Source organism: Cellulosimicrobium sp. SH8, from assembly GCF_025818875.1.
Taxonomy (GTDB): Bacteria; Actinomycetota; Actinomycetes; order Actinomycetales; family Cellulomonadaceae; genus Cellulosimicrobium; species Cellulosimicrobium cellulans_D.
On record NZ_JAMXMH010000004.1, the window covers coordinates 180,367 to 200,270 of the forward strand.

The window sequence follows — 19,904 nt, forward strand, 5'->3', positions numbered from 1 at the left end:
GCGCGGCCTCGCCGGCCCGGCGGCCGCAGGGCCGGTGGGTCCTCGTGGTGCGGCTCCTGTGGGTCGCCGGCTTCCTCGTGGGGACGACGACGCACGTGCTCGACCTGACGGCGGGCGGGACCGGCGTGTACGCCGGCTTCCCGCCCGCCGTCCGCGCCTTCTGGGTCTCGCTCACGCTCCTCGACCCGCTCGTCGTGCTCCTGCTCGTGCTGCGTCGTCGGGCCGCCGTCCCGCTCGGGGTGGCGGTCATGGTCGCGGACGTCGCCGTCAACGCGACCGTGGCGGCCCGCGTCGGCGGGCTGGCTCCGTGGGGCCTCGTCAACCAGTCGCTGTTCTGCGTCCTCGTCCTGGTGACCGCCCGTGTCCTGTGGCGCGCCGACGAGCCGGGCGCTCGTGGACAGGACCGACGCGCCGTCGGTGGACCGGCATAGGGTGAGCGCGTGAGCGTCCGACGGGTCATGGGGATCGAGACCGAGTACGGCGTCCTGCAGCCGGGGAAGCCGATGGCGAACCCGATGCTCATGTCGAGCCAGGTCGTCACCACCTACCGGGCGCTCGCCGCGCGCAGCGACGGCGCGCGGGGCCGGGCGCGCTGGGACTACGACGACGAGGACCCGCTCCAGGACGCGCGGGGGTTCCACGTGCCGCGCGCGTCGGCGCACCCGTCGTTGCTCACCGACGACCCGACCCGGCCCGCGCCGTCGGGCCCCGCGGCGGAGCCCACGGGGGACGGGGCGCCCGAGAGCTCGCTCCAGGAGGTCGCGCGGCCCACGACGGACGAGTACGACGACCCGAGCGCGGCGAACGTCATCCTCACGAACGGTGCCCGGCTCTACGTCGACCACGCGCACCCGGAGTACTCCTCGCCCGAGGTCACGGTGCCGCACGACGTGGTGTGCTGGGACGTGGCGGGGGAGCGCGTGATGCTCGCGGCGTCGCGGGAGCTCGCCCAGGTACCGGGCGGGTCCGTGGTGCTGTACAAGAACAACGTCGACGGCAAGGGCGCGAGCTACGGCACGCACGAGAACTTCCTCGTGGACCGCGACGTCCCGTTCGGGGTGCTCGTGGAGATGCTCACGCCGTTCCTCGTGACCCGGCAGGTGTTCGCCGGCTCGGGCCGGGTGGGCCTCGGCCCCACGGGCGAGGAGCACGGCTTCCAGATCTCGCAGCGCGCGGACTACGTCGAGGCCGAGGTCGGGCTGGAGACCACGCTGCGCCGCCCCATCGTCAACACGCGCGACGAGCCGCACGCCGACCGGCAGCGCTGGCGCCGGTTGCACCTCATCATCGGCGACGCGAACATGCTCGAGACCGCGACGTACCTCAAGACGGGCACGACGTCGCTCGTGCTGTTCGTCGTCGAGCACCTCGAGGAGCTGGGGCCGCAGGTGCGGGCGCGGCTCGCGGGCCTGCGCCTGGCGGACCCGGTCGCGGACGTGCAGCGGGTCAGCCGCGACCTCGACCTCACCGGCCGCCTGACCCTCGCCGACGGGCGCGAGCTGACCGCGCTGGAGGTCCAGCGCGAGTACCTCGCGGTGGCCGCGGAGGCGTCGGAGCGGCTCGCCGGCACCGACGGCGTCGACGCGCCCACGCGCGACGTGCTCGCCCGGTGGGCCTCGGTCCTCGACCGGCTCGCGACGGACCGCGACGCGTGCGCGCGCGACGTCGAGTGGGTCGCGAAGCTGCGGCTCCTCGACCGGCTGCGCGAGCGCGACGGCCTCGACTGGGGCCACCCGCGGCTCGCGGCCATGGACCTGCAGTGGTCTGACGTACGGCCGGAGCGGGGGATCTACCACCGGCTCCTCGCGGCCGGCGCGGTGGACCGGGTCGTCACGGAGCGCGAGGTCGGGGCCGCCGTGCACCACGCCCCGGACGACACCCGGGCGTTCTTCCGTGGCGAGGTGATGGCCCGCTACGGCGACCAGGTCTCGGCCGCGAGCTGGGACTCCGTGATCTTCGACGTGCCGGGCGCGCCCTCGCTCCAGCGGGTCCCCATGATGGACCCCTTGCGGGGGACGCGGGCCCACATCGGCGCGCTGCTCGACGCGAGCCCGGACGCGGCGACGCTCCTGGCGGGTCTGGCGGGCCCGTCGTGATCCGCGGCGACTAGGCTGGACGTACGACGGCGCCCCGCTCCTCGCGGAACGGGCGCCGCGTGCGAGCAGGGCCGGGAAGGGCGCGAGCCCCGACCGGGTTGGAACGGACAGAGCGTCGGCGCGGCACCGGGCCGACGGACGAGGAGGCAGCCATGGCGGGTACCGAACGCACCCACGCGTCGCACGAGGACCGGCGCCCCGACGACGAGCCCGAGGGCCCCGAGGTCCCGGTCGCGCCGCAGGCGCAGTCGCGCGACGCGGAGGTCGACGCGCTCCTCGAGGAGATCGACGAGGTGCTGGAGACGAACGCGGAGTCCTTCGTCCGGGGCTTCGTCCAGAAGGGCGGCGAGTAGGAAGGGTGACGGCAACCCGATGAGCACGGACCAGCCAGGGCGCCTGCCCGACGCGTTCACGACCCCCGGGTCGTCGTCCTTCCTGGACTTCCTGTCCGGGCACGCCCCCGACCTGCTGCCGTCGCACCGCGCCGCCGGGCACGCGACCACGGGCGTCGTGCCCGACGCGCCGCACGCGACGACGATCGTGGCGCTCACGTTCGGCGCCGAGGGCGTCGCGGGCGGCGTCGTGATGGCGGGGGACCGCCGCGCGACGATGGGCTCGATGATCGCGAACCGTGAGATCGAGAAGGTCTTCCCGGCGGACGAGTTCTCGGCGGTCGGGATCGCGGGGACCGCGGGCATCGCGGTCGAGCTCGTGCGCCTGTTCCAGCTCGAGCTCGAGCACTACGAGAAGATCGAGGGCTCGCTGCTCTCGCTGGACGGCAAGGCGAACCGCCTGTCCACGATGATCCGGCAGAATCTCGGCCTCGCCATGCAGGGCCTCGCCGTGGTCCCGCTGTTCGCCGGGTTCGACCTCGACCGGGCCACGGGTCGCATCTTCTCCTACGACGTGACCGGCGGCCGGTACGAGGAGCGCGCCTACCACTCGGTGGGCTCCGGGTCGGTGTTCGCGCGCAGCTCGCTGAAGAAGCTCTGGCGGACGGAGCTCGACCGGGACGCGTCGGTGCGCGTCGCGGTCGAGGCCCTGTACGACGCGGCGGACGACGACTCCGCCACCGGCGGCCCCGACCCGGTGCGCCGGATCTGGCCCGTCGTCGCGGTCGTGACCCGGGACGGCTACGAGCGTGTCGCGGACGACGAGCTCGCGGCCGTCGTCGAGCAGATCGTGGCCGAGCGGTCCGGCACGGGCGTGCCGCGCCGCAGCCCCGCGGTGACGAACGCCGAGGCGGTCCCGCACGACCAGCCGCACGACCTGTCGCAGGGCCCCACGTCGGGAGGTGACGCCGAGTGAGCATGCCCTTCTACGTCTCGCCCGAGCAGCTCATGAAGGACCGGGCGGACTTCGCGCGCAAGGGCATCGCGCGCGGCCGCTCCGTCGTGGTCCTCGCGTACGAGGACGGGATCGCGTTCGCCACGGAGAACCCGTCGCGCGCGCTGCACAAGATCTCGGAGATCTACGACCGCATCGCGTTCGCCGCGGTGGGCAAGTACAACGAGTTCGAGAACCTGCGGGTCGCGGGGGTGCGCTACGCGGACCTGCGCGGGTACTCGTACGACCGTACGGACGTGAACGCGCGCGGTCTGGCGAACGCCTACGCCCAGACCCTGGGCACGGTGTTCACCACCGAGTCCAAGCCGCTCGAGGTCGAGCTCGTCGTCGCGGAGGTCGGCCGGACCGCGGCGCACGACCAGCTCTACCGGATCTCCTACGACGGGTCGGTCGCGGACGAGCAGGGCGTCGTCGTCATGGGCGGGCAGGCGGACCAGCTCGGCCGCGTGCTCGAGGACGCGTGGCAGCCCGGTCTCGGCCTGGCGGAGGTGCTGCGCCTCGCCGTGCGCGCGCTCGGGTCGGGCGGCGACGGCGAGGAGGCGCGGACCATCCCGGCCGCGCAGCTCGAGGTCGCCGTCCTGGACCGCACGCGCCCACGGCGCGCGTTCCGCCGCATCTCGGGGAGCGCGCTCGAGGACCTCCTCGCAGGCGGCGACGGCCCGACGACGGCCGCCGACGCCGCGACCGACGACGCGGGCGACGCGGCGGGCACCGGCCCCGCGACGGACGAGGGGTAGGACCGCATGGACCGCAGGATCTTCGGGCTGGAGACCGAGTACGGCGTCACGTGCGCGTCCGACGACGGCCGGGGGCTGTCGGCGGACGAGGTGGCGCGCTACCTGTTCCGCAAGGTGGTCGCGTGGGGCCGGTCGTCCAACGTCTTCCTGCGCAACGGCTCGCGGCTGTACCTCGACGTCGGCTCGCACCCCGAGTACGCGACCGCGGAGTGCGACGACGTGCACCAGCTCGTCGCGTACGACCGCGGCGGGGAGCGGATCCTGGAGGGTCTCGTCGCGGACGCGCAGCAGCGCCTCGAGCACGAGGGGCTGCCCGGCCGCATCCACCTGTTCAAGAACAACACCGACTCGGCGGGCAACTCCTACGGGTGCCACGAGAACTACCTCGTGCGGCGCCAGGGCGACTTCGCGCGCCTGTCGGACGTGCTCGTGCCGTTCCTCATCACCCGGCAGGTGCTCACGGGCGCGGGCAAGGTCCTCGCGACGCCGCGCGGGGCCGTGTACTGCTTGTCGCAGCGCGCCGACCACATCTGGGAGGCGGTCTCCAGCGCGACGACGCGTTCCCGCCCGATCATCAACACGCGAGACGAGCCGCACGCCGACGCGGAGAGCTACCGGCGCCTGCACGTCATCGTCGGCGACTCGTCCATGGCGGAGACGACGACGATGCTCAAGGTCGGCTCGACCGACCTCATCCTGCGCATGATCGAGGCGGGCGTGCCCATGCGGGACCTCGCGCTGGAGAACCCGATCCGGTCGATCCGCGAGATCAGCCACGACATGACGGGCAAGCAGCCGGTCCAGCTCGCGAGCGGACGGACCGTCACCGCGATCGACCTGCAGGGCGAGTACCTCCAGCGGGTGAAGGAGTTCGTCGAGCAGGACGTCTCGCCGACGCCCGTCGTGAAGCAGGTCCTCGACCTGTGGGAGCGGGGGCTGCGCGCGCTCGAGACGGGTGACCTCTCGCTGGTCGACCGCGAGCTCGACTGGGTCATCAAGTACCGGCTGATCCAGCGGTACCAGGCCAAGCACGGGCTCGAGCTCGACGACCCGCGGATCGCGCGCCTGGACCTCGCGTACCACGACATCTCGCGCACCGAGGGGCTGTACAACCTTCTCGCGGCGCGCGGGATGGTCGAGCGCGTCACGACGGACCTCGAGGTGTTCGAGTCGACGGCGGTCCCGCCGCAGACGACGCGCGCCAAGCTGCGCGGCGACTTCGTGCGCGCCGCGCAGGAGGCGCGCCGGGACTACACGGTCGACTGGGTGCACCTCAAGCTCAACGACCAGGCGCAGCGCACCGTCCTGTGCAAGGACCCGTTCCGGAACGTCGACGAGCGCGTGGAGCGCCTCATCGAGTCGATGTGATGCGGGACGTGATGTGACGAACCTGGTTCCTCCGACCGGGAGCCCCGTGCAGGGTTCCCGGTCCGCTCGTCGTCGCGCGCCGCGCGCCCGAGGGGCGCTCGCGCTGCTCGTGGCGTTCGTCGTCGCCGTCGTCCTCGCCGCCTGCACGGAGCCCGAGGACGCGACGCCGACGCCCCTGAACACCGACCTCACGATCGGCGGGTCGTCGGGCGCGCCCCCGGAGTTGCAGTACCGCGCCCCGCTCGACGTGCCGGAGGCGACGTCGGAGGTGGTGTGGCCGGGCGCCGGGGCCGAGCTCGTCGACGGCGGTCCGCTCCTGCTCAACCTCTACGCCCAGGACGTGAGCGACGGGACCGTCCTGCAGAACACCTACACCGACGCGCCGCGCTGGCGCGCGCTGACGGACGAGTCGATCGGACGGGACCTGCGCGACCTCCTGCGCGGCCAGCGGGTGGGCGCGCGACTCCTGCGGCTCGAGGAGGACGACGGCGTCCCCGTGGCGCTGGTCGTCGACGTGCTCCCGACCCGGGCATCGGGCGAGGCGGTCGCGCCCGTCGAGGGGCTGCCGACCGTGACGCTCGCCGAGGACGGCGCGCCGAGCGTCACGATCCCGCCCGAGACGACCCCGCCCACGGGGCTCGTCGTCCAGCCGCTGGTCCGCGGCGACGGCAACCAGGTCGAGGTGGGCCAGGTCGTCACGGTCCGGTACACGGGCGTGCGGTGGTCCGACGGCGAGGTCTTCGACACGACCTGGGCCGACGACACGGCGCCTCTGTCGGTCATGATCGGCATCGGCGAGGTCATCGAGGGGTGGGAGCAGGGGCTCCTGGAGCAGTCCGTGGGGAGCCAGGTGCTGCTCGTCGTGCCGCCGGACCTCGCCTACGGCGAGACGGCCAACCCGCTCGCGGGCGAGACGCTCGTCTACGTCGTGGACATCCTCGACGCCCAGTTCCCGGTGACCGCCGAGGAGGCCGCCGAGGGCGGCACCGACGGCGCCGGTACCGACACGACCGGCGAGGCGCCGGCCGACCAAGGAGAGTCCTCATGACCGTCGCGATCCGTGTGATCCCGTGCCTCGACGTCGACGCCGGGCGCGTCGTCAAGGGCGTGAACTTCGAGAACCTGCGCGACGCGGGCGACCCCGTGGAGCTCGCCTCGCGATACGACGCCGAGGGGGCCGACGAGCTGACGTTCCTCGACGTCTCGGCGTCGTCGGGGAACCGCGAGACGACGTACGACGTCGTGCGGCGCACCGCGGAGCAGGTCTTCGTGCCGCTCACCGTCGGCGGCGGCGTGCGCTCGGCGGAGGACGTGGACCGCCTCCTGCGCGCCGGCGCGGACAAGGTCGGCGTGAACACGGCGGCGATCGCCCGGCCGGAGCTCATCGCCGAGATCGCGGACCGCTTCGGCAGCCAGGTGCTGGTCCTGTCCGTCGACGCACGTCGCACGACGGGCGACGTGCGCACCGACTCCGGGTACGAGGTCACGACCCACGGCGGGCGCCGGGGGACGGGCATCGACGCCGTGGAGTGGGCCGCCCGCGCCGCGGGGCTGGGGGCGGGCGAGATCCTCCTCAACTCCATGGACGCCGACGGCACGACCGCGGGCTTCGACCTCGAGATGCTCGCGGCGGTGCGCTCCGAGGTCCAGGTCCCGCTCGTCGCGAGCGGCGGGGCGGGGACGCCCGAGCACTTCGTGGCCGCGGCGCGCGCCGGGGCCGACGCGGTCCTCGCGGCGAGCGTCTTCCACTTCGGGGCCCTGACGGTCGCCCAGGTCAAGGACGCGATGCGCGCGCAGGGCGTCGAGGTGCGCTGAGCGGGTCGCGCGCGGGGGCCTCCGGGGCCCGACCAGATCGCGCCGTGGAATACCGTCGGGCCCTGTCAGGGCTGCATGAGAGGATCGTGCAACCCCCTGAACGAAAGACGAGGACCGTCCCGTGCCCGGCAGCAGGACGCGCCCCACCGGCGCCGACGCCCCGCCCGCCCCGACCGACCTGCCGGCCCTGACGGACCGGCCCGACCCGCCCCGGGACCTGCTCCCCGACGAGCCGACGGTCCGGCGGCCGCACGCCCTGACCGGGTCGCGCGTGCGCCGGTCGCTGGCCCTCATGGGCCGCGGCATCCGCGACGAGCCGCGCACCTATGCGCTGGCGATCGGGTCCTCGGCCCTCTTCGGGGCGCTCACCGTCGCCGTGAGCAGCGCGATCGGCACCGCGACCGACGAGGTCGTCGTCCCCGCGATCGCGGGTGACGAGACCGCGCGCGGCCGCATCTGGGTCGCAGGCCTCGTCCTCGCCGGCATCGCGGTCTCCCTCGCGCTGAGCGTGGCCGCGCGCCGCATCTTCGCGGGCAACGGGTACGCCGCGCTCCAGGCCCGGCACCGCACCGCGGTGACGCGCCAGTACCTCCGCCTGCCCATGTCGTGGCACCGCTCGCACCCTGCCGGCCAGCTCCTGTCGAACGCGAACTCCGACGTCGAGGCCGCCACGGGGGTGTTCAACCCGCTCCCGTTCGCGCTCGGGGTCGTCGTCATGATCGGCGTCGCCGCGGTGATGCTGTTCCGGGTGGACGTCTGGCTCGCGTGCGCCGCGCTCGTCGTGATCCCGGTCGCGATCGCGGTGAACATCGTCTTCCAGCGCTACATGTCGCCCGCGATCACGCGCGCGCAGCAGCTCCGTGCCGAGGTCTCGGACGTCGCGCACGAGAGCTTCGAGGCCGCCCTGCTCGTCACCTCGCTCGGGACCGCGGACCGCGAGGAGCGCCGCTTCGCCGAGCGCACCGACGAGCTGCGCGCCGCGAACGTGCGCGTCGGCGTCGTCCGGGCGTTCTTCGACCCGGTCATCGAGCTGCTGCCGTCGCTCGGCACGCTCCTCGTGCTGGCCGTCGGGACCGTCCGGCTCACGTCCGGCGGTGTCGCGGCGGGAGACATCGTCACGGCCGCCTACCTCCTCACGGTCATGGCCGTCCCCGTCCGGGCGTTCGGGTGGGTGCTCGGCGAGCTCCCGCGCGCGCTCGTCGGGTACGAGCGCATCAGCCGCGTCGTCGACGCCGGCGGGGTGCTGCGCCCCGGGACCGGTGACCTCCCCGGTGGGGGCTCCGGGCTGGGCGTGCGCCTCGAGGGCGTCGGCGTGGACGTCCGCGCGGGCGGTCGGGTGATCACCCTGCTCGACGAGATCGACCTCCAGGTCGATCCCGGCACCACGGTCGCGGTCGTGGGCCCCACGGGCGCGGGCAAGACGACGCTCGTGTCGCTGCTCGCCCGGCTCTCGGACCCCACCCGCGGACGCGTCCTGCTCGACGGCACCGACGTGCGCGACGTGCGCGAGGCCGACCTGACGTCCCAGGTCGCGCTCGTGGCCCAGCAGGCGTTCGTCTTCGAGGACTCCGTGCGGGCGAACGTCACGCTCGTCGACGACGGCGACCCGGGCCCGGACGACGACCAGGTCTGGGAGGCGCTGCGCCTGGCGCGCGTGGACGACGTCGTCGCGCGCCTGCCGGAGGGCCTGGACGCGCCGCTGGGGGAGCGCGGAGCGAACCTGTCCGGCGGCCAGCGTCAGCGGCTCGCCATCGCGCGCGCCCTCGTGCGCCGCCCGCGCCTGCTCGTCCTTGACGACGCGACGTCGGCGGTCGACCCGCGTGTCGAGCAGCAGATCCTCGCGGGCCTCGCGCGCGAGGGGTCCGACCGCCCGACCGTCGTCATGGTGGCCTACCGCATGTCGAGCGTCGCGCTCGCGGACGTCGTCGTGCACGTCGAGTCCGGCCGGGTGGTCGACGTGGGCACGCACGACGAGCTCCTCGCGCGCGACCGTGGCTACCGCGAGCTCGCGACGGCCTACGCCCGCGAGGCGGAGCGGCGCGAGCAGGAGCGCGCGGACGCCACCGACGACACCGCGCTGGAGACGGCAGCGGACGCCGACGCCGACGAGAGCCGGGGCGACGACCTCGCGCGTCGGGGGGAGATCGAGGAGGACGACGTCGTGCGGCACGTCGAGACGGGGGCGCTGGAGGAATGAGCCGGACCACCACCACGGAGCGCTCTGCGACCCGGAGCGCGACCCCTGCGCCCGGCGGCACGCCGGGCCGCGCCGAGGCGCGCATCGCCGCGGCGAGCTCGCTCGGCGTCCTCGCCACCCTGCGTCGCGGCGTCCAGGTCTCGCCGCAGATCCTCGACGGCATCTGGATCACGCTCGGCCTCGCGGTCGCCGCCGCCCTGGGGCGCGTCGTCGTGCCCGTGACCGTCCAGCAGACCGTGGACACGGGCGTGCTCGCCGACGGCGGTCCGGACACGGCCCGCGTGGCCGTGCTCGTCGGCGTGGCGGCGGTCGTCATCGTCCTCGCGGGCCTCTGCTCGGCCTTCGTCAACGTCCGGCTGTTCCTCTCGACCGAGGCGGGGCTCGCCGGCCTGCGCGTGCGCGCGTTCCGGCACGTGCACGACCTGTCCGTCCTCACGCAGAACACCGAGCGGCGCGGCTCGCTCGTCTCGCGCGTGACGAGCGACGTCGACACCATCTCGCTCTTCGTGCAGTGGGGCGGCATCATGCTGCTCGTCTCGGTGCTGCAGATCGGCGTCGCGACCGTCCTCATGGCCGTCTACTCGTGGCAGCTCACGCTCGTGGTCTGGGCGTGCTTCGTCCCGCTGTTCCTCGTCCTGCGCCCCGCGCAGGCCCGGGTCAACGACGCCTACACGCAGGTCCGGGCGCGCGTCGGCGGGATGCTCGGCGCCATCTCCGAGTCGATCGTGGGCGCGGAGACGATCCGCGCCTACGGTGCGGGCGCGCGCACGGCGCGTCGCATCGACGCCGCCGTCGACGCGACGCGGCGGGCGATGGTCCGGGCGCAGAAGCTCGTCGCCGTCGTCTTCTCGAGCGGGGTGCTCGTCGCGAACCTCGTGCTCGCGGTCGTCGTGGTGGTCGGCTCGTACCTCGGGGTGGCCGGCGACATCTCGGTCGGCCAGCTCCTCGCCTTCCTCTTCCTCGTCCAGCTCTTCACGGGCCCCGTGCAGATGGCGACCGAGATCCTCAACGAGCTCCAGAACGCCGTCGCCGGATGGCGCCGCGTGCTCGCGGTGCTGGAGACGCCCGTCGAGGTCGTCGACAAGGGCGCCGACGGCGAGCGCAGCCCCCGCGGACCGGCCCACGTGCGGCTCGAGGGCGTCCGGTTCGCCTACCCCGACGGCCCGGAGGTGCTGCACGGCGTCGACCTCGACCTCCCGGCCCGGGCCTCGGTCGCCGTCGTGGGGGCGACGGGGTCCGGCAAGACGACCATCGCCAAGCTCGTCACGCGCCTCATGGACCCGACCGCGGGGCGCGTGCTGCTCGACGGCACCGACCTGCGCGACCTCGCCGTCGAGTCCTTGCGCGAGCGCGTCGTGCTCGTGCCGCAGGAGGGCTTCCTCTTCGACGGCACGCTCGCGGACAACGTCGCCTACGGGCTGCGGGGCGACGCGGAGCGGGAGCCGGAGGCCGCGCGTCGCACCCGGATCGCGGCCGCCGTCGGACGGCTCGGGCTCACCGACTGGGTCGCGGACCTCCCCGACGGGCTCGACTCCGCGGTCGGCCAGCGTGGTGAGTCGCTCTCGGCGGGGGAGCGGCAGCTCGTCGCGCTCGTGCGTGCGTACCTCGCGGAGGCCGACCTGCTCGTCCTCGACGAGGCGACGTCCGCCGTCGATCCCGCGACCGAGGTCCGCATCGCCCGCGCCCTCGCGTCGCTCACCGCGGGCCGCTCCACCCTCACCATCGCGCACCGGCTCTCCACCGCCGAGGCGGCCGACCTCGTCGTCGTGGTGGACGCGGGCCACGTCGTCGAGATCGGTCACCACGACGACCTCGCCCGCGCGGACGGCGTCTACGCCCGCATGCACGACGCCTGGGTCTCGCAGACCCGCTGAGCCGCCCGTCGCCGGGTCGGGGCGTCGTGGGGCGCGTGGTGGCGCGGGACGCGACCCCGGCCCGACCGGGGACGAGGCGAGACGGCGGACCGGGGAGGGCACGGCGTCTGGCAGGATTCTCAGGTGCCCGACTCCACGACCGGCCCGCAGCCCACGACCGACCTCTCGCTCGACCCCGAGATCGCCGCGCGGCTCAAGCGCGACGACGCCGGGCTGGTCGCCGCGATCGTCCAGCAGCACGACACGGGCGACGTGCTCATGCTCGGCTGGATGGACGACGAGGCGCTGCACCGGACGCTGACGACCGGGCGCGTGACGTTCTGGAGCCGGTCCCGCCAGGAGTACTGGCGCAAGGGCGACACCTCGGGCCACGTGCAGGTCGTGCGCTCGGTGGCGCTCGACTGCGACGGGGACGCGCTGCTCGTGCGGGTCCACCAGGTCGGGGCCGCGTGCCACACCGGCACGCGCACGTGCTTCGAGGCCGGGGGAGACCTGGGCGCCGTCGTCGGCGACCTGCCGCCCGGCGCCGTCGACCCCTCGACCACGCCCGACCCCGATCCTGAGGAGGAGAACCAGTGAGCGCGACCGTCGACCCGGCCGAGACCACCACCGTCCCCGCGGGCGGTCCCGCGTGGGGCGAGACGTGGCCCGTGCTCGACGGCTTCCGCGCGCTGGCCACGTCCCGACGGGTGGTCCCCGTCGTCCGGCGCCTGCTCGCCGACGACGTCACGCCCGTGGGCCTGTACCGCACGCTCGCGCAGGGCCGGCCGGGAACGTTCGTCCTCGAGTCCGCCGAGTCGGACGGCCGCTGGGCGCGGTACTCGTTCGTCGGCGTCGCGTCCCGCGCGACGCTCACGGCGCGCGGCGGCCGCGCGGTCTGGTCCGGTGACGTGCCCGCCGGCGTCCCGCTCGCGGGGGACGTCGTAGACGTGCTGGAGGCGACGCTCGAGGTGCTGCGCACGCCGGCCGTCGAGGGCCTGCCGCCGCTCACGGGCGGCCTCGCGGGCGCGATCGGCTGGGACGTGATCCGGCACTGGGAGCCGACCCTGCCCTCGGACGCGCCGGACGAGCTCGGCGTGCCCGAGCTGACGTTGTGCCTCGCGACGGACCTCGCGGTCGTCGACCACGCGGAGGGCAGCGTGTGGCTCGTCGCCAACGCGATCAACTTCGACGACACGGACGAGCGCGTCGACGAGGCGTACGCGGACGCCGTCGCACGGCTGGACGCGATGCAGGACCGGCTCGTGGCACGCGGCGCGCACGTCGCGTCGGTCCTCGCTCCGGACGTCGCCGAGCCGGAGCTCGAGTTCCGCTCCACGCGCGAGGAGTTCGAGGCGTCCGTCGTCGCGGGCAAGGACGCGATCCGCGAGGGCGAGGTGTTCCAGGTGGTGCTGTCCCAGCGACTGGACCTCGACTGCCCGGCGGACCCGCTCGACGTCTACCGCGCGCTGCGGACGATCAACCCGAGCCCGTACATGTACTACTTCCAGCTCACGGACGCGGACGGGCGGGACTTCGCGGTCGTCGGGTCCAGCCCCGAGACGCTGGTGAAGGTCGAGGACGGGCGTGTCACGACGTTCCCGATCGCCGGCTCGCGCCCGCGCGGCGCGACGCCCGAGGAGGACGTCGCGCTGGGCGAGGAGCTCCTGCAGGACCCGAAGGAGCTCGCCGAGCACATCATGCTCGTGGACCTGTCGCGCAACGACCTCGTGAAGGTGTGCGAGCCGACGTCCGTCGAGGTCGTGGAGTTCATGGCGACCAAGCGGTTCAGCCACATCATGCACCTGTGCTCGACGGTCGTCGGGACGCTGCGCGACGGCGCGACCGCGCTGGACGCCTTCCGGGCGACGTTCCCGGCCGGGACGCTCTCCGGCGCGCCCAAGCCGCGGGCGATCGCCCTCATCGACGAGCTCGAGCCGGCGTCGCGCGGGATCTACGGTGGGACCGCGGGGTACTTCGACTTCGACGGGAACATGGACATGGCCATCGCGATCCGGACCGCGCTCATCCGCGACGGCCGGGCGAGCGTCCAGGCCGGCGGCGGCATCGTCGCGGACTCGGTGCCGGCACTGGAGTACGCGGAGTCGCGCAACAAGGCGGCGGCCGCGGTCCGGGCCGTCCAGGTCGCCGCGCGGCTGCGGGGGCTGGCATGAGCCGGCCGGCCGGGCCGAGCCGGCGCACCGCGATCTGGGTCCTGCTCCTGCTCGGCGGCGCGACCCTCGCGACGGCGGTGCCGACGTGGCTGAGCACGACCGGCGCGACGGCGCTCGACCCGGAGGTCGAGGTGGCCGTCGCCGGGACGTCGGCAGCGCCGGGGGTGAGCGCGTCGGCGCTCGTGCTCGTCGCCGCCGCGCTCGCGCTCGGGCTCGTCGGCCGCGTCGGCCGGTGGGTCGTGCTCGCGGTCGCCGCGGCGAGCGGTGTCGTCGCGACCGTCTCCGCGCTCGGCGTCGCGCTCGACCCGGAGCCGAGCGCCCGGTCGGCCGTCGCGGACGCGACGGGCGTCACGGAGCTCACCGCGCCCGTCGAGCTGACCGTCGCGCCCTGGCTCGCCGCGGCGCTCGGCGTCCTCACGGTGCTCGCGGTGGTCTGGGTCGCCGTCGGCTCGCGGTCGTGGGCGGGCGCCTCGACCCGGCACGAGCGCGCGTCCGGCGCGACGGCGCCCGCCGCCCCAGCGGCGGGGACGGCGGTGCCCGAGGAGCGGCCGGACCGGTCCCGGGCCACGGAGCCCACCGCCCCCGACGACCTCACCGACCACGACGCGTGGGACGCGCTGTCCCGCGGCGAGGACCCCACGGACCGCTGAGCAGCGCGGACGCCCGCTCGCGTCGCCGTCCGCCGCGGCCGTGCGGGGGACGGGCACCAGCCCGGTCCGATAGGCTCTGACCACATCTTGACGAAAGGCACGACCCTCATGGCCGAGAACCAGCAGACCACCGAGATCGCCTACCTGCCGCCCGCGGCACCGCCCACGAACCACGGCCACACCGTCGCCGCGTGGTTCACCATGATCGGCATCATGGTCGGGTCCCTCGTGGCCGCGATCGGGGTGGTCATCGCCGCCGTCTGGCTGTTCTGGGTCGGCATGGGCGTCGTGGCCGTCGCGCTGATCGGCGGGCTCGTGCTGCGGAACGCGGGCTACGGCCAGAAGCAGGCCACGCGGTGACGCAGCCGCCGGGTCCCGGCCCGTACGATCCCGCAGGCCCCCAGGACGGGTCGCAGGCGCCGTACGGCTCGTCGGCGCCCGGCGGCTCTCCGCAGCATCCCGGGGGTGACCCGGCGGGCGCCTCGTACGCGGCGCAGCCGCAGTACCCCGGCGAGCAGTACCCCGGTCAGCAGTACCCCGGACAGCAGTACCCGGCGGGCGCCTACGGGGCGCCGCCGTACTACCCCAAGAACAGCCTGGCCATCTGGTCGCTGGTGCTGGGGATCGCGTCGTTCGTGCTGAGCTGCGGGTTCTTCACGGGCATCCCCGCCGTGATCGTCGGCAATGCCGCGAAGCGCGCGGTCGCGGAGGGCCAGGCGGACAACGACGGCATGGCGACGGCGGGGATCATCCTCGGTTGGGTCGCGATCGGGCTGTCGGTCGTCGGTGTCCTCTTCCTCCTCCTCTTCTTCCCTGCCTTCCTCGCCTGGGTCGGCACGATCCCGGACCAGTACTGACGGGTGCGCACGTGACGTCCGAGGCCGTCCGACGTCGACGGGTCCCGCGCGCGGCGCAGGCACCGGTCGTCGTCGGCGCGCTCGTCGCCGCGGCGACGGCCTACGTCGGTGCCGTCGACCCGAATCGTCCGGGGCACTACGTCACCTGCCCCCTGCTCGCGCTGACCGGCCTCGCGTGCCCGGGGTGCGGCGGCCTGCGCGCCACGCACGACCTCGTGCACCTCGACCTCGCCGCGGCCTGGTCCATGAATCCCCTGTGGGTCCTCGTCGCGCCGCTGCTCGTCGTGCTGTGGGCCACGTGGCTCGTCCGGGCCTGGCGCGGGCGCCCGGCCCCCCGCCTCCCGGCCTGGCTCGCGTGGGTCTCGCTCGGCGTCCTCGTGCTCTTCGGCGTCCTGCGGAACGTGCCCGCCCTCGCCCCGTGGCTCGGCCCGGTGGCGGTCTGAGACGGTCGGGCAGCCCCGCGACGGTCGTCTCGGGGGCTGGGCCGTGGTCATCGTCACTCGGGGGCGGCTCTACGATGGCAGGTACCTCCCTGTCAACGGGTCGGCCCGAACCTGTGGGTGCACGATGGCCGACCGGCCCGGCCGGGGGGCGGGACGACACGGGGAGTGGTGGGACGATGACGGTTCTGGACGACATCGTCGCGGGCGTGCGCGAGGATCTCGCGGTACGGCAGGCGGCGACCTCGCTCGACGAGCTGAAGGAACGTGCGTCCCGCGTCCCCGGCGCGCTGGAGTGCGTGAGCCGCCTCAAGGCGGACGACGCCGTCGCGGTCATCGCCGAGGTGAAGCGCTCGAGCCCCAGCAAGGGCGCGCTCGCGGCGATCTCCGACCCGGCGGAGCTCGCGGGGGAGTACGAGAAGGGCGGCGCGGCCGCGATCTCGGTGCTCACGGAGCAGCGGCGGTTCAACGGGAGCCTCGCCGACCTGGACGCCGTGCGCGCCCGGGTCGACGTCCCCGTGCTCCGCAAGGACTTCGTGGTGACGCCGTACCAGGTGTGGGAGGCGCGGGCGCACGGCGCCGACATCGTCCTCCTCATCGTCGCCGCGCTCGAGCAGACGGTCCTCACGTCGCTCGTCGAGCGCGTCCACTCGCTCGGCATGACCGCGCTCGTCGAGGTGCACACGCTGGACGAGGTCTCGCGCGCGCTCGACGCCGGCGCGCGCGTCGTCGGCGTGAACTCGCGCGACCTCAAGACCCTCGACGTGGACCGCACGACGTTCGCGCGCCTCGCGCCCGCCATCCCGGACGAGGTCGTCCGCGTCGCCGAGTCCGGCGTGCGCGGCCCGCACGACGTCATGGACTACGCCCGTTCCGGTGCGCACGCGGTGCTCGTCGGCGAGGCGCTCGTGACGGACGACGCCCCGCGCTCGTCCGTCGCGGACCTCGTCGCGGCCGGGTCGCACCCGTCGCTGTGGTCCGTGCGGCCCTGAGGCACGACGGCACCGTCCGTCACGCCGCAGGCGCCGCGCCCCGGCCCAGCACACCCCACCACGCAGGAGGACCGGCCCCGTGCCCGACTCGACACCTTCGACCACCTCCCGGAGTGCCGAGCACTCCGTGCGCGCCGACCTGACGCGCTCCCTCGCGACCCAGGAGGGTCCCTACTTCGGGGAGTTCGGCGGACGGTTCGTCCCCGAGGCGCTCATCGCCGCCCTGGACGAGCTGGAGACCGAGTACCGCAAGGCGCTCGACGACCCGGCGTTCGTCAACGAGCTCGCGCGGCTCCAGCGCGAGTACACCGGGCGTCCGAGCCCGCTCACCGAGGTGCCGCGCTTCGCGCAGCACGCGGGCGGCTCGCGCGTCTTCCTCAAGCGCGAGGACCTCAACCACACCGGATCGCACAAGATCAACAACGTGCTCGGCCAGGCGCTGCTCGTCAAGCGTATGGGCAAGACGCGCGTGATCGCCGAGACCGGGGCGGGTCAGCACGGCGTCGCGACGGCGACGGCCGCGGCCCTGCTCGACCTCGAGTGCGTCGTGTACATGGGCGAGGAGGACACGCGGCGCCAGGCGCTCAACGTGGCCCGCATGCGCCTGCTCGGCGCGGAGGTCGTCCCCGTGACGATCGGGCAGCGCACGCTCAAGGACGCGATCAACGAGGCGCTGCGCGACTGGGTCGCGAACGTCGACACGACCCACTACCTCCTGGGCACGGTGACGGGCCCGCACCCGTTCCCCGAGATGGTGCGCGAGTTCCACCGCGTCATCGGCGAGGAGGCGCGCACGCAGATCCTCGACCGCATCGGTCGGCTGCCGGACGCGCTCGCGGCGTGCGTCGGTGGCGGGTCCAACGCGCTCGGCCTGTTCAACGCGTTCCTCGACGACGACGCGGTCGAGCTCTACGGCTTCGAGGCCGGCGGCGAGGGCGTGGAGACCGGGCGGCACGCGGCCCGCTTCAGCGGCGGCGCCCCGGGCGTCCTGCACGGTGCTCGCTCGTACCTGCTCCAGGACGACGACGGCCAGACCCTGCCCAGCCACTCCGTCTCGGCGGGGCTGGACTACCCGAGCGTCGGTCCGGCGCACTCGTGGCTGCACGACCTCGGTCGCGCGACCTACGAGCCCGTGACCGACACCGAGGCGATGGACGCGTTCCGGCTGCTGTGCCGCACGGAGGGCATCATCCCCGCGATCGAGTCGGCGCACGCGCTCGCGGGCGCGCTGCGGGTCGGTCGCAGGGCTGCCGAGGCCGGCCGTACGGACCACGTGATCCTGGTGAACCTCTCGGGGCGCGGGGACAAGGACGTCGCGACCGCCGCCCGGTGGTTCGACCTCGTGGACGACGACGCGATCGCCGAGACGGCGACGGGCACGGAGGGACAGCTGTGAGCGCGGCGCAGACCAAGGACGCCCCCGGGGCGCCGACCGCAGGGACGGCGTCGGTCACGGCGCGGCGCCTGCTCGAGCTCCGCGCGGAGGGACGTGCGGCGCTCGTGGGCTACCTGCCCGTCGGCTTCCCGACCGTGGACCGCTCGATCGAGGCGGCGCTCGCCCTCGTCGAGTCGGGCGTGGACGTGCTGGAGCTCGGCATCCCGTACACCGACCCCGTGATGGACGGCCCGGTCATCCAGGCCGCCGCGCAGACGGCGCTCGACGCGGGCGTGCGCGTCGCGGACGTGTTCCGCGTCGTGGCGGCGGTCACGGAGCGCACCGGCGGGCGAGTCCCCGTCCTCGTCATGACGTACTGGAACCCGGTCCTGCGGTACGGCGTCGACGCGTTCGCGCGCGACCTCGCCGCCGCCGGGGGTGCCGGGCTCATCACGCCCGACCTCATCCCCGACGAGGGCCGCGCCTGGCTGGACGCCTCGGAGGCGCACGGGCTGGACCGCGTCTTCCTCGTCGCGCCGAGCTCGACCGCCGAGCGGCTGCGGCTCACCGCGCGCGCGTCGCGCGGGTTCGTCTACGCCGCCTCGACGATGGGCGTCACGGGCGTGCGTGCCGCCGTCGGGCCGCAGGCGGCACGGCTCGTCGCCGACACGCGCGCTGCCGGGGCAGACCTCGTCTGCGTCGGGCTCGGGGTGTCCACGGGCGAGCAGGCTGCCGAGGTCGGCCGCTACGCCGACGGCGTCATCGTCGGCTCGGCGTTCGTCCGCCCCCTGCTGGGCGACGCCCCGTGGGACGAGCGCATCGCCGCCCTGAAGGTCGTCGCGGCGGGCCTCGCCGCAGGCGTCCGTTCGGGGCGGGAAGGGGCCGGTGACGACGTCCCGACCGGCACGACGACGTCCGGAGGGGTGGTCGCATGAGCGCCGTGCTCGCCGTCGGGCAGCTCGTGGAGGCCGCGGGCACCCTGCCCGCCGCGCTCCCGAGCCCCCCGCAGCACACGTGGTACGTCGGCCCGTTCCCGATCCGGGCGTACGCGCTCGCGATCCTCGCGGGCATCGCCGTGGCTCTCTGGCTCACCCGGCGCCGCTGGGTTGAGCGCGGGGGAGAGGCGGACGACGTCCTGGAGATCGCCTTCTGGGCGGTGCCCTTCGGCATCGTCGGCGGCCGGCTCTACCACGTCTTCTCGACCCCGGACCCGTACTGGGGACCGAACGGTGACCCCGTCCGCGCGCTCTACGTGTGGGAGGGCGGGCTCGGGATCTGGGGCGCGGTCGCGCTCGGAGCGGTCGGTGCGTACATCGGGTGCCGTCGCCAGCGCGTGAGCTTCCCCGCGTTCGCCGACGCCCTCGCGCCCGGCCTGCTGCTCGCGCAGGCCGTCGGCCGGCTCGGCAACTGGTTCAACCAGGAGCTGTTCGGCGCCCCGACGACCCTGCCCTGGGGGCTGCGCGTCGACGACTCGGTGGCCGCCGCCGCGGGGTACCCGCCAGGCACCTTGTTCCATCCGACGTTCCTCTACGAGATGGTCTGGAACATCGGTGCTGCCCTGCTCCTGATCTACCTGGACCGTCGGTTCCGGCTGGGTCATGGTCGGGTATTCTGGCTCTACGTCTTCGTCTACACGCTCGGTCGTGTGTGGATCGAGATGCTGCGCATCGACGAGGCCGAGCACGTCCTCGGCCTCCGGCTGAACGTCTGGACCTCGATCCTGGTCGGCGTCGGTGCGTTGATTGCGTTTATCGTTGTCGGGCGTCGCCACCCCGGGCGCGAGGAGACGGTGTCCCTCGACGCTCCGGACGAGGCGTCCACCACGGGGTCCGAGGAGCCGGTCGAGGAGTCGACCGACGACGAGGACCCCTCGACGACCGAGGACTCCGACGACTCGGAGGAGTCCGAGCAGGCAGGTGCCGCGCGACCAGACCCCGGTCGCTGAGCATCCGTCATTCATAGGCGAATCCGCCGGGCGACCGCCCGGTGGGTTCTGTCATGTC

At 74.3% G+C, this 19,904-nt stretch carries 20 protein-coding genes; all 20 read left to right on the forward strand.

The genetic code is table 11. The features are described 5' to 3' along the window. Nucleotides 1-44: 44 nt before the first annotated feature. The 20 genes from NF338_RS07425 (at nt 45) to lgt (ending at nt 19,846) form a co-directional block, all read left to right on the forward strand. The gene (locus tag NF338_RS07425; protein WP_264030184.1) at nt 45-431 is read left to right on the forward strand and encodes a hypothetical protein; all 387 of its coding nucleotides are present in this window, start codon (nt 45-47) and stop codon (nt 429-431) included. Between the two features lie 27 nt (nt 432-458). Further along, nucleotides 459-2,096, forward strand: a complete 1,638-nt coding sequence (dop, locus tag NF338_RS07430) for a depupylase/deamidase Dop (protein WP_264030296.1) — start codon at nt 459-461, stop codon at nt 2,094-2,096. Between the two features lie 152 nt (nt 2,097-2,248). Next, nucleotides 2,249-2,449, forward strand: a complete 201-nt coding sequence (locus tag NF338_RS07435; RefSeq protein ID WP_047232853.1) for a ubiquitin-like protein Pup — start codon at nt 2,249-2,251, stop codon at nt 2,447-2,449. Nucleotides 2,450-2,468: 19 nt separating this feature from the next. Continuing rightward, on the forward strand, nt 2,469-3,404 hold the full coding sequence (gene prcB / locus NF338_RS07440; RefSeq protein ID WP_264030185.1) for a proteasome subunit beta: 936 nt from the start codon (nt 2,469-2,471) through the stop codon (nt 3,402-3,404). Next, complete coding sequence (gene prcA / locus NF338_RS07445; protein WP_264030186.1) at nt 3,401-4,180, forward strand: proteasome subunit alpha; 780 nt, start codon at nt 3,401-3,403, stop codon at nt 4,178-4,180. Before prcB ends, prcA begins: the two co-directional genes overlap by 4 nt. Before the next feature lie 6 nt (nt 4,181-4,186). Further along, entirely contained in the window at nt 4,187-5,548 is a 1,362-nt protein-coding gene (pafA, locus tag NF338_RS07450) for a Pup--protein ligase (protein ID WP_264030187.1), read from the forward strand. 46 nt (nt 5,549-5,594) lie between these two features. After that, nucleotides 5,595-6,596: an FKBP-type peptidyl-prolyl cis-trans isomerase gene (locus NF338_RS07455; RefSeq protein WP_264030188.1), complete on the forward strand. Its 1,002-nt coding sequence runs from the start codon at nt 5,595-5,597 to the stop codon at nt 6,594-6,596. Beyond that, nucleotides 6,593-7,363, forward strand: a complete 771-nt coding sequence (hisF, locus tag NF338_RS07460) for an imidazole glycerol phosphate synthase subunit HisF (protein ID WP_264030189.1) — start codon at nt 6,593-6,595, stop codon at nt 7,361-7,363. Before NF338_RS07455 ends, hisF begins: the two co-directional genes overlap by 4 nt. A 292-nt stretch (nt 7,364-7,655) precedes the next feature. Then, on the forward strand, nt 7,656-9,560 hold the full coding sequence (locus NF338_RS07465; RefSeq protein ID WP_264030297.1) for an ABC transporter ATP-binding protein: 1,905 nt from the start codon (nt 7,656-7,658) through the stop codon (nt 9,558-9,560). After that, nucleotides 9,557-11,434 (forward strand): ABC transporter ATP-binding protein, encoded by a 1,878-nt coding sequence (locus tag NF338_RS07470; RefSeq protein ID WP_264030190.1) that lies wholly within the window; start codon nt 9,557-9,559, stop codon nt 11,432-11,434. The genes NF338_RS07465 and NF338_RS07470 overlap by 4 nt, the downstream gene beginning before the upstream one ends. 123 nt (nt 11,435-11,557) lie before the next feature. Then, nucleotides 11,558-12,013 (forward strand): phosphoribosyl-AMP cyclohydrolase, encoded by a 456-nt coding sequence (gene hisI / locus NF338_RS07475; protein WP_204541888.1) that lies wholly within the window; start codon nt 11,558-11,560, stop codon nt 12,011-12,013. Further along, nucleotides 12,010-13,587: an anthranilate synthase component I gene (locus tag NF338_RS07480; protein ID WP_264030191.1), complete on the forward strand. Its 1,578-nt coding sequence runs from the start codon at nt 12,010-12,012 to the stop codon at nt 13,585-13,587. The genes hisI and NF338_RS07480 overlap by 4 nt, the downstream gene beginning before the upstream one ends. Next, complete coding sequence (locus tag NF338_RS07485; protein WP_264030192.1) at nt 13,584-14,237, forward strand: Trp biosynthesis-associated membrane protein; 654 nt, start codon at nt 13,584-13,586, stop codon at nt 14,235-14,237. Before NF338_RS07480 ends, NF338_RS07485 begins: the two co-directional genes overlap by 4 nt. 108 nt (nt 14,238-14,345) lie before the next feature. Continuing rightward, on the forward strand, nt 14,346-14,597 hold the full coding sequence (locus NF338_RS07490; protein ID WP_047232845.1) for an HGxxPAAW family protein: 252 nt from the start codon (nt 14,346-14,348) through the stop codon (nt 14,595-14,597). Continuing rightward, nucleotides 14,594-15,094, forward strand: coding sequence for a DUF4190 domain-containing protein (locus NF338_RS07495; protein WP_264030193.1), 501 nt, complete (start codon nt 14,594-14,596; stop codon nt 15,092-15,094). The genes NF338_RS07490 and NF338_RS07495 overlap by 4 nt, the downstream gene beginning before the upstream one ends. An 11-nt stretch (nt 15,095-15,105) precedes the next feature. Next, nucleotides 15,106-15,537, forward strand: a complete 432-nt coding sequence (locus NF338_RS07500) for a DUF2752 domain-containing protein (RefSeq protein WP_264030194.1) — start codon at nt 15,106-15,108, stop codon at nt 15,535-15,537. Nucleotides 15,538-15,713: 176 nt separating this feature from the next. After that, nucleotides 15,714-16,526, forward strand: coding sequence for an indole-3-glycerol phosphate synthase TrpC (gene trpC, locus NF338_RS07505; RefSeq protein ID WP_087472178.1), 813 nt, complete (start codon nt 15,714-15,716; stop codon nt 16,524-16,526). A gap of 127 nt (nt 16,527-16,653) precedes the next feature. Then, entirely contained in the window at nt 16,654-17,922 is a 1,269-nt protein-coding gene (trpB, locus tag NF338_RS07510; protein WP_412846385.1) for a tryptophan synthase subunit beta, read from the forward strand. Continuing rightward, complete coding sequence (gene trpA / locus NF338_RS07515) at nt 17,919-18,836, forward strand: tryptophan synthase subunit alpha (protein WP_412846338.1); 918 nt, start codon at nt 17,919-17,921, stop codon at nt 18,834-18,836. The genes trpB and trpA overlap by 4 nt, the downstream gene beginning before the upstream one ends. After that, complete coding sequence (gene lgt / locus NF338_RS07520; RefSeq protein ID WP_264030195.1) at nt 18,833-19,846, forward strand: prolipoprotein diacylglyceryl transferase; 1,014 nt, start codon at nt 18,833-18,835, stop codon at nt 19,844-19,846. Before trpA ends, lgt begins: the two co-directional genes overlap by 4 nt. Nucleotides 19,847-19,904 lie beyond the last annotated feature (58 nt).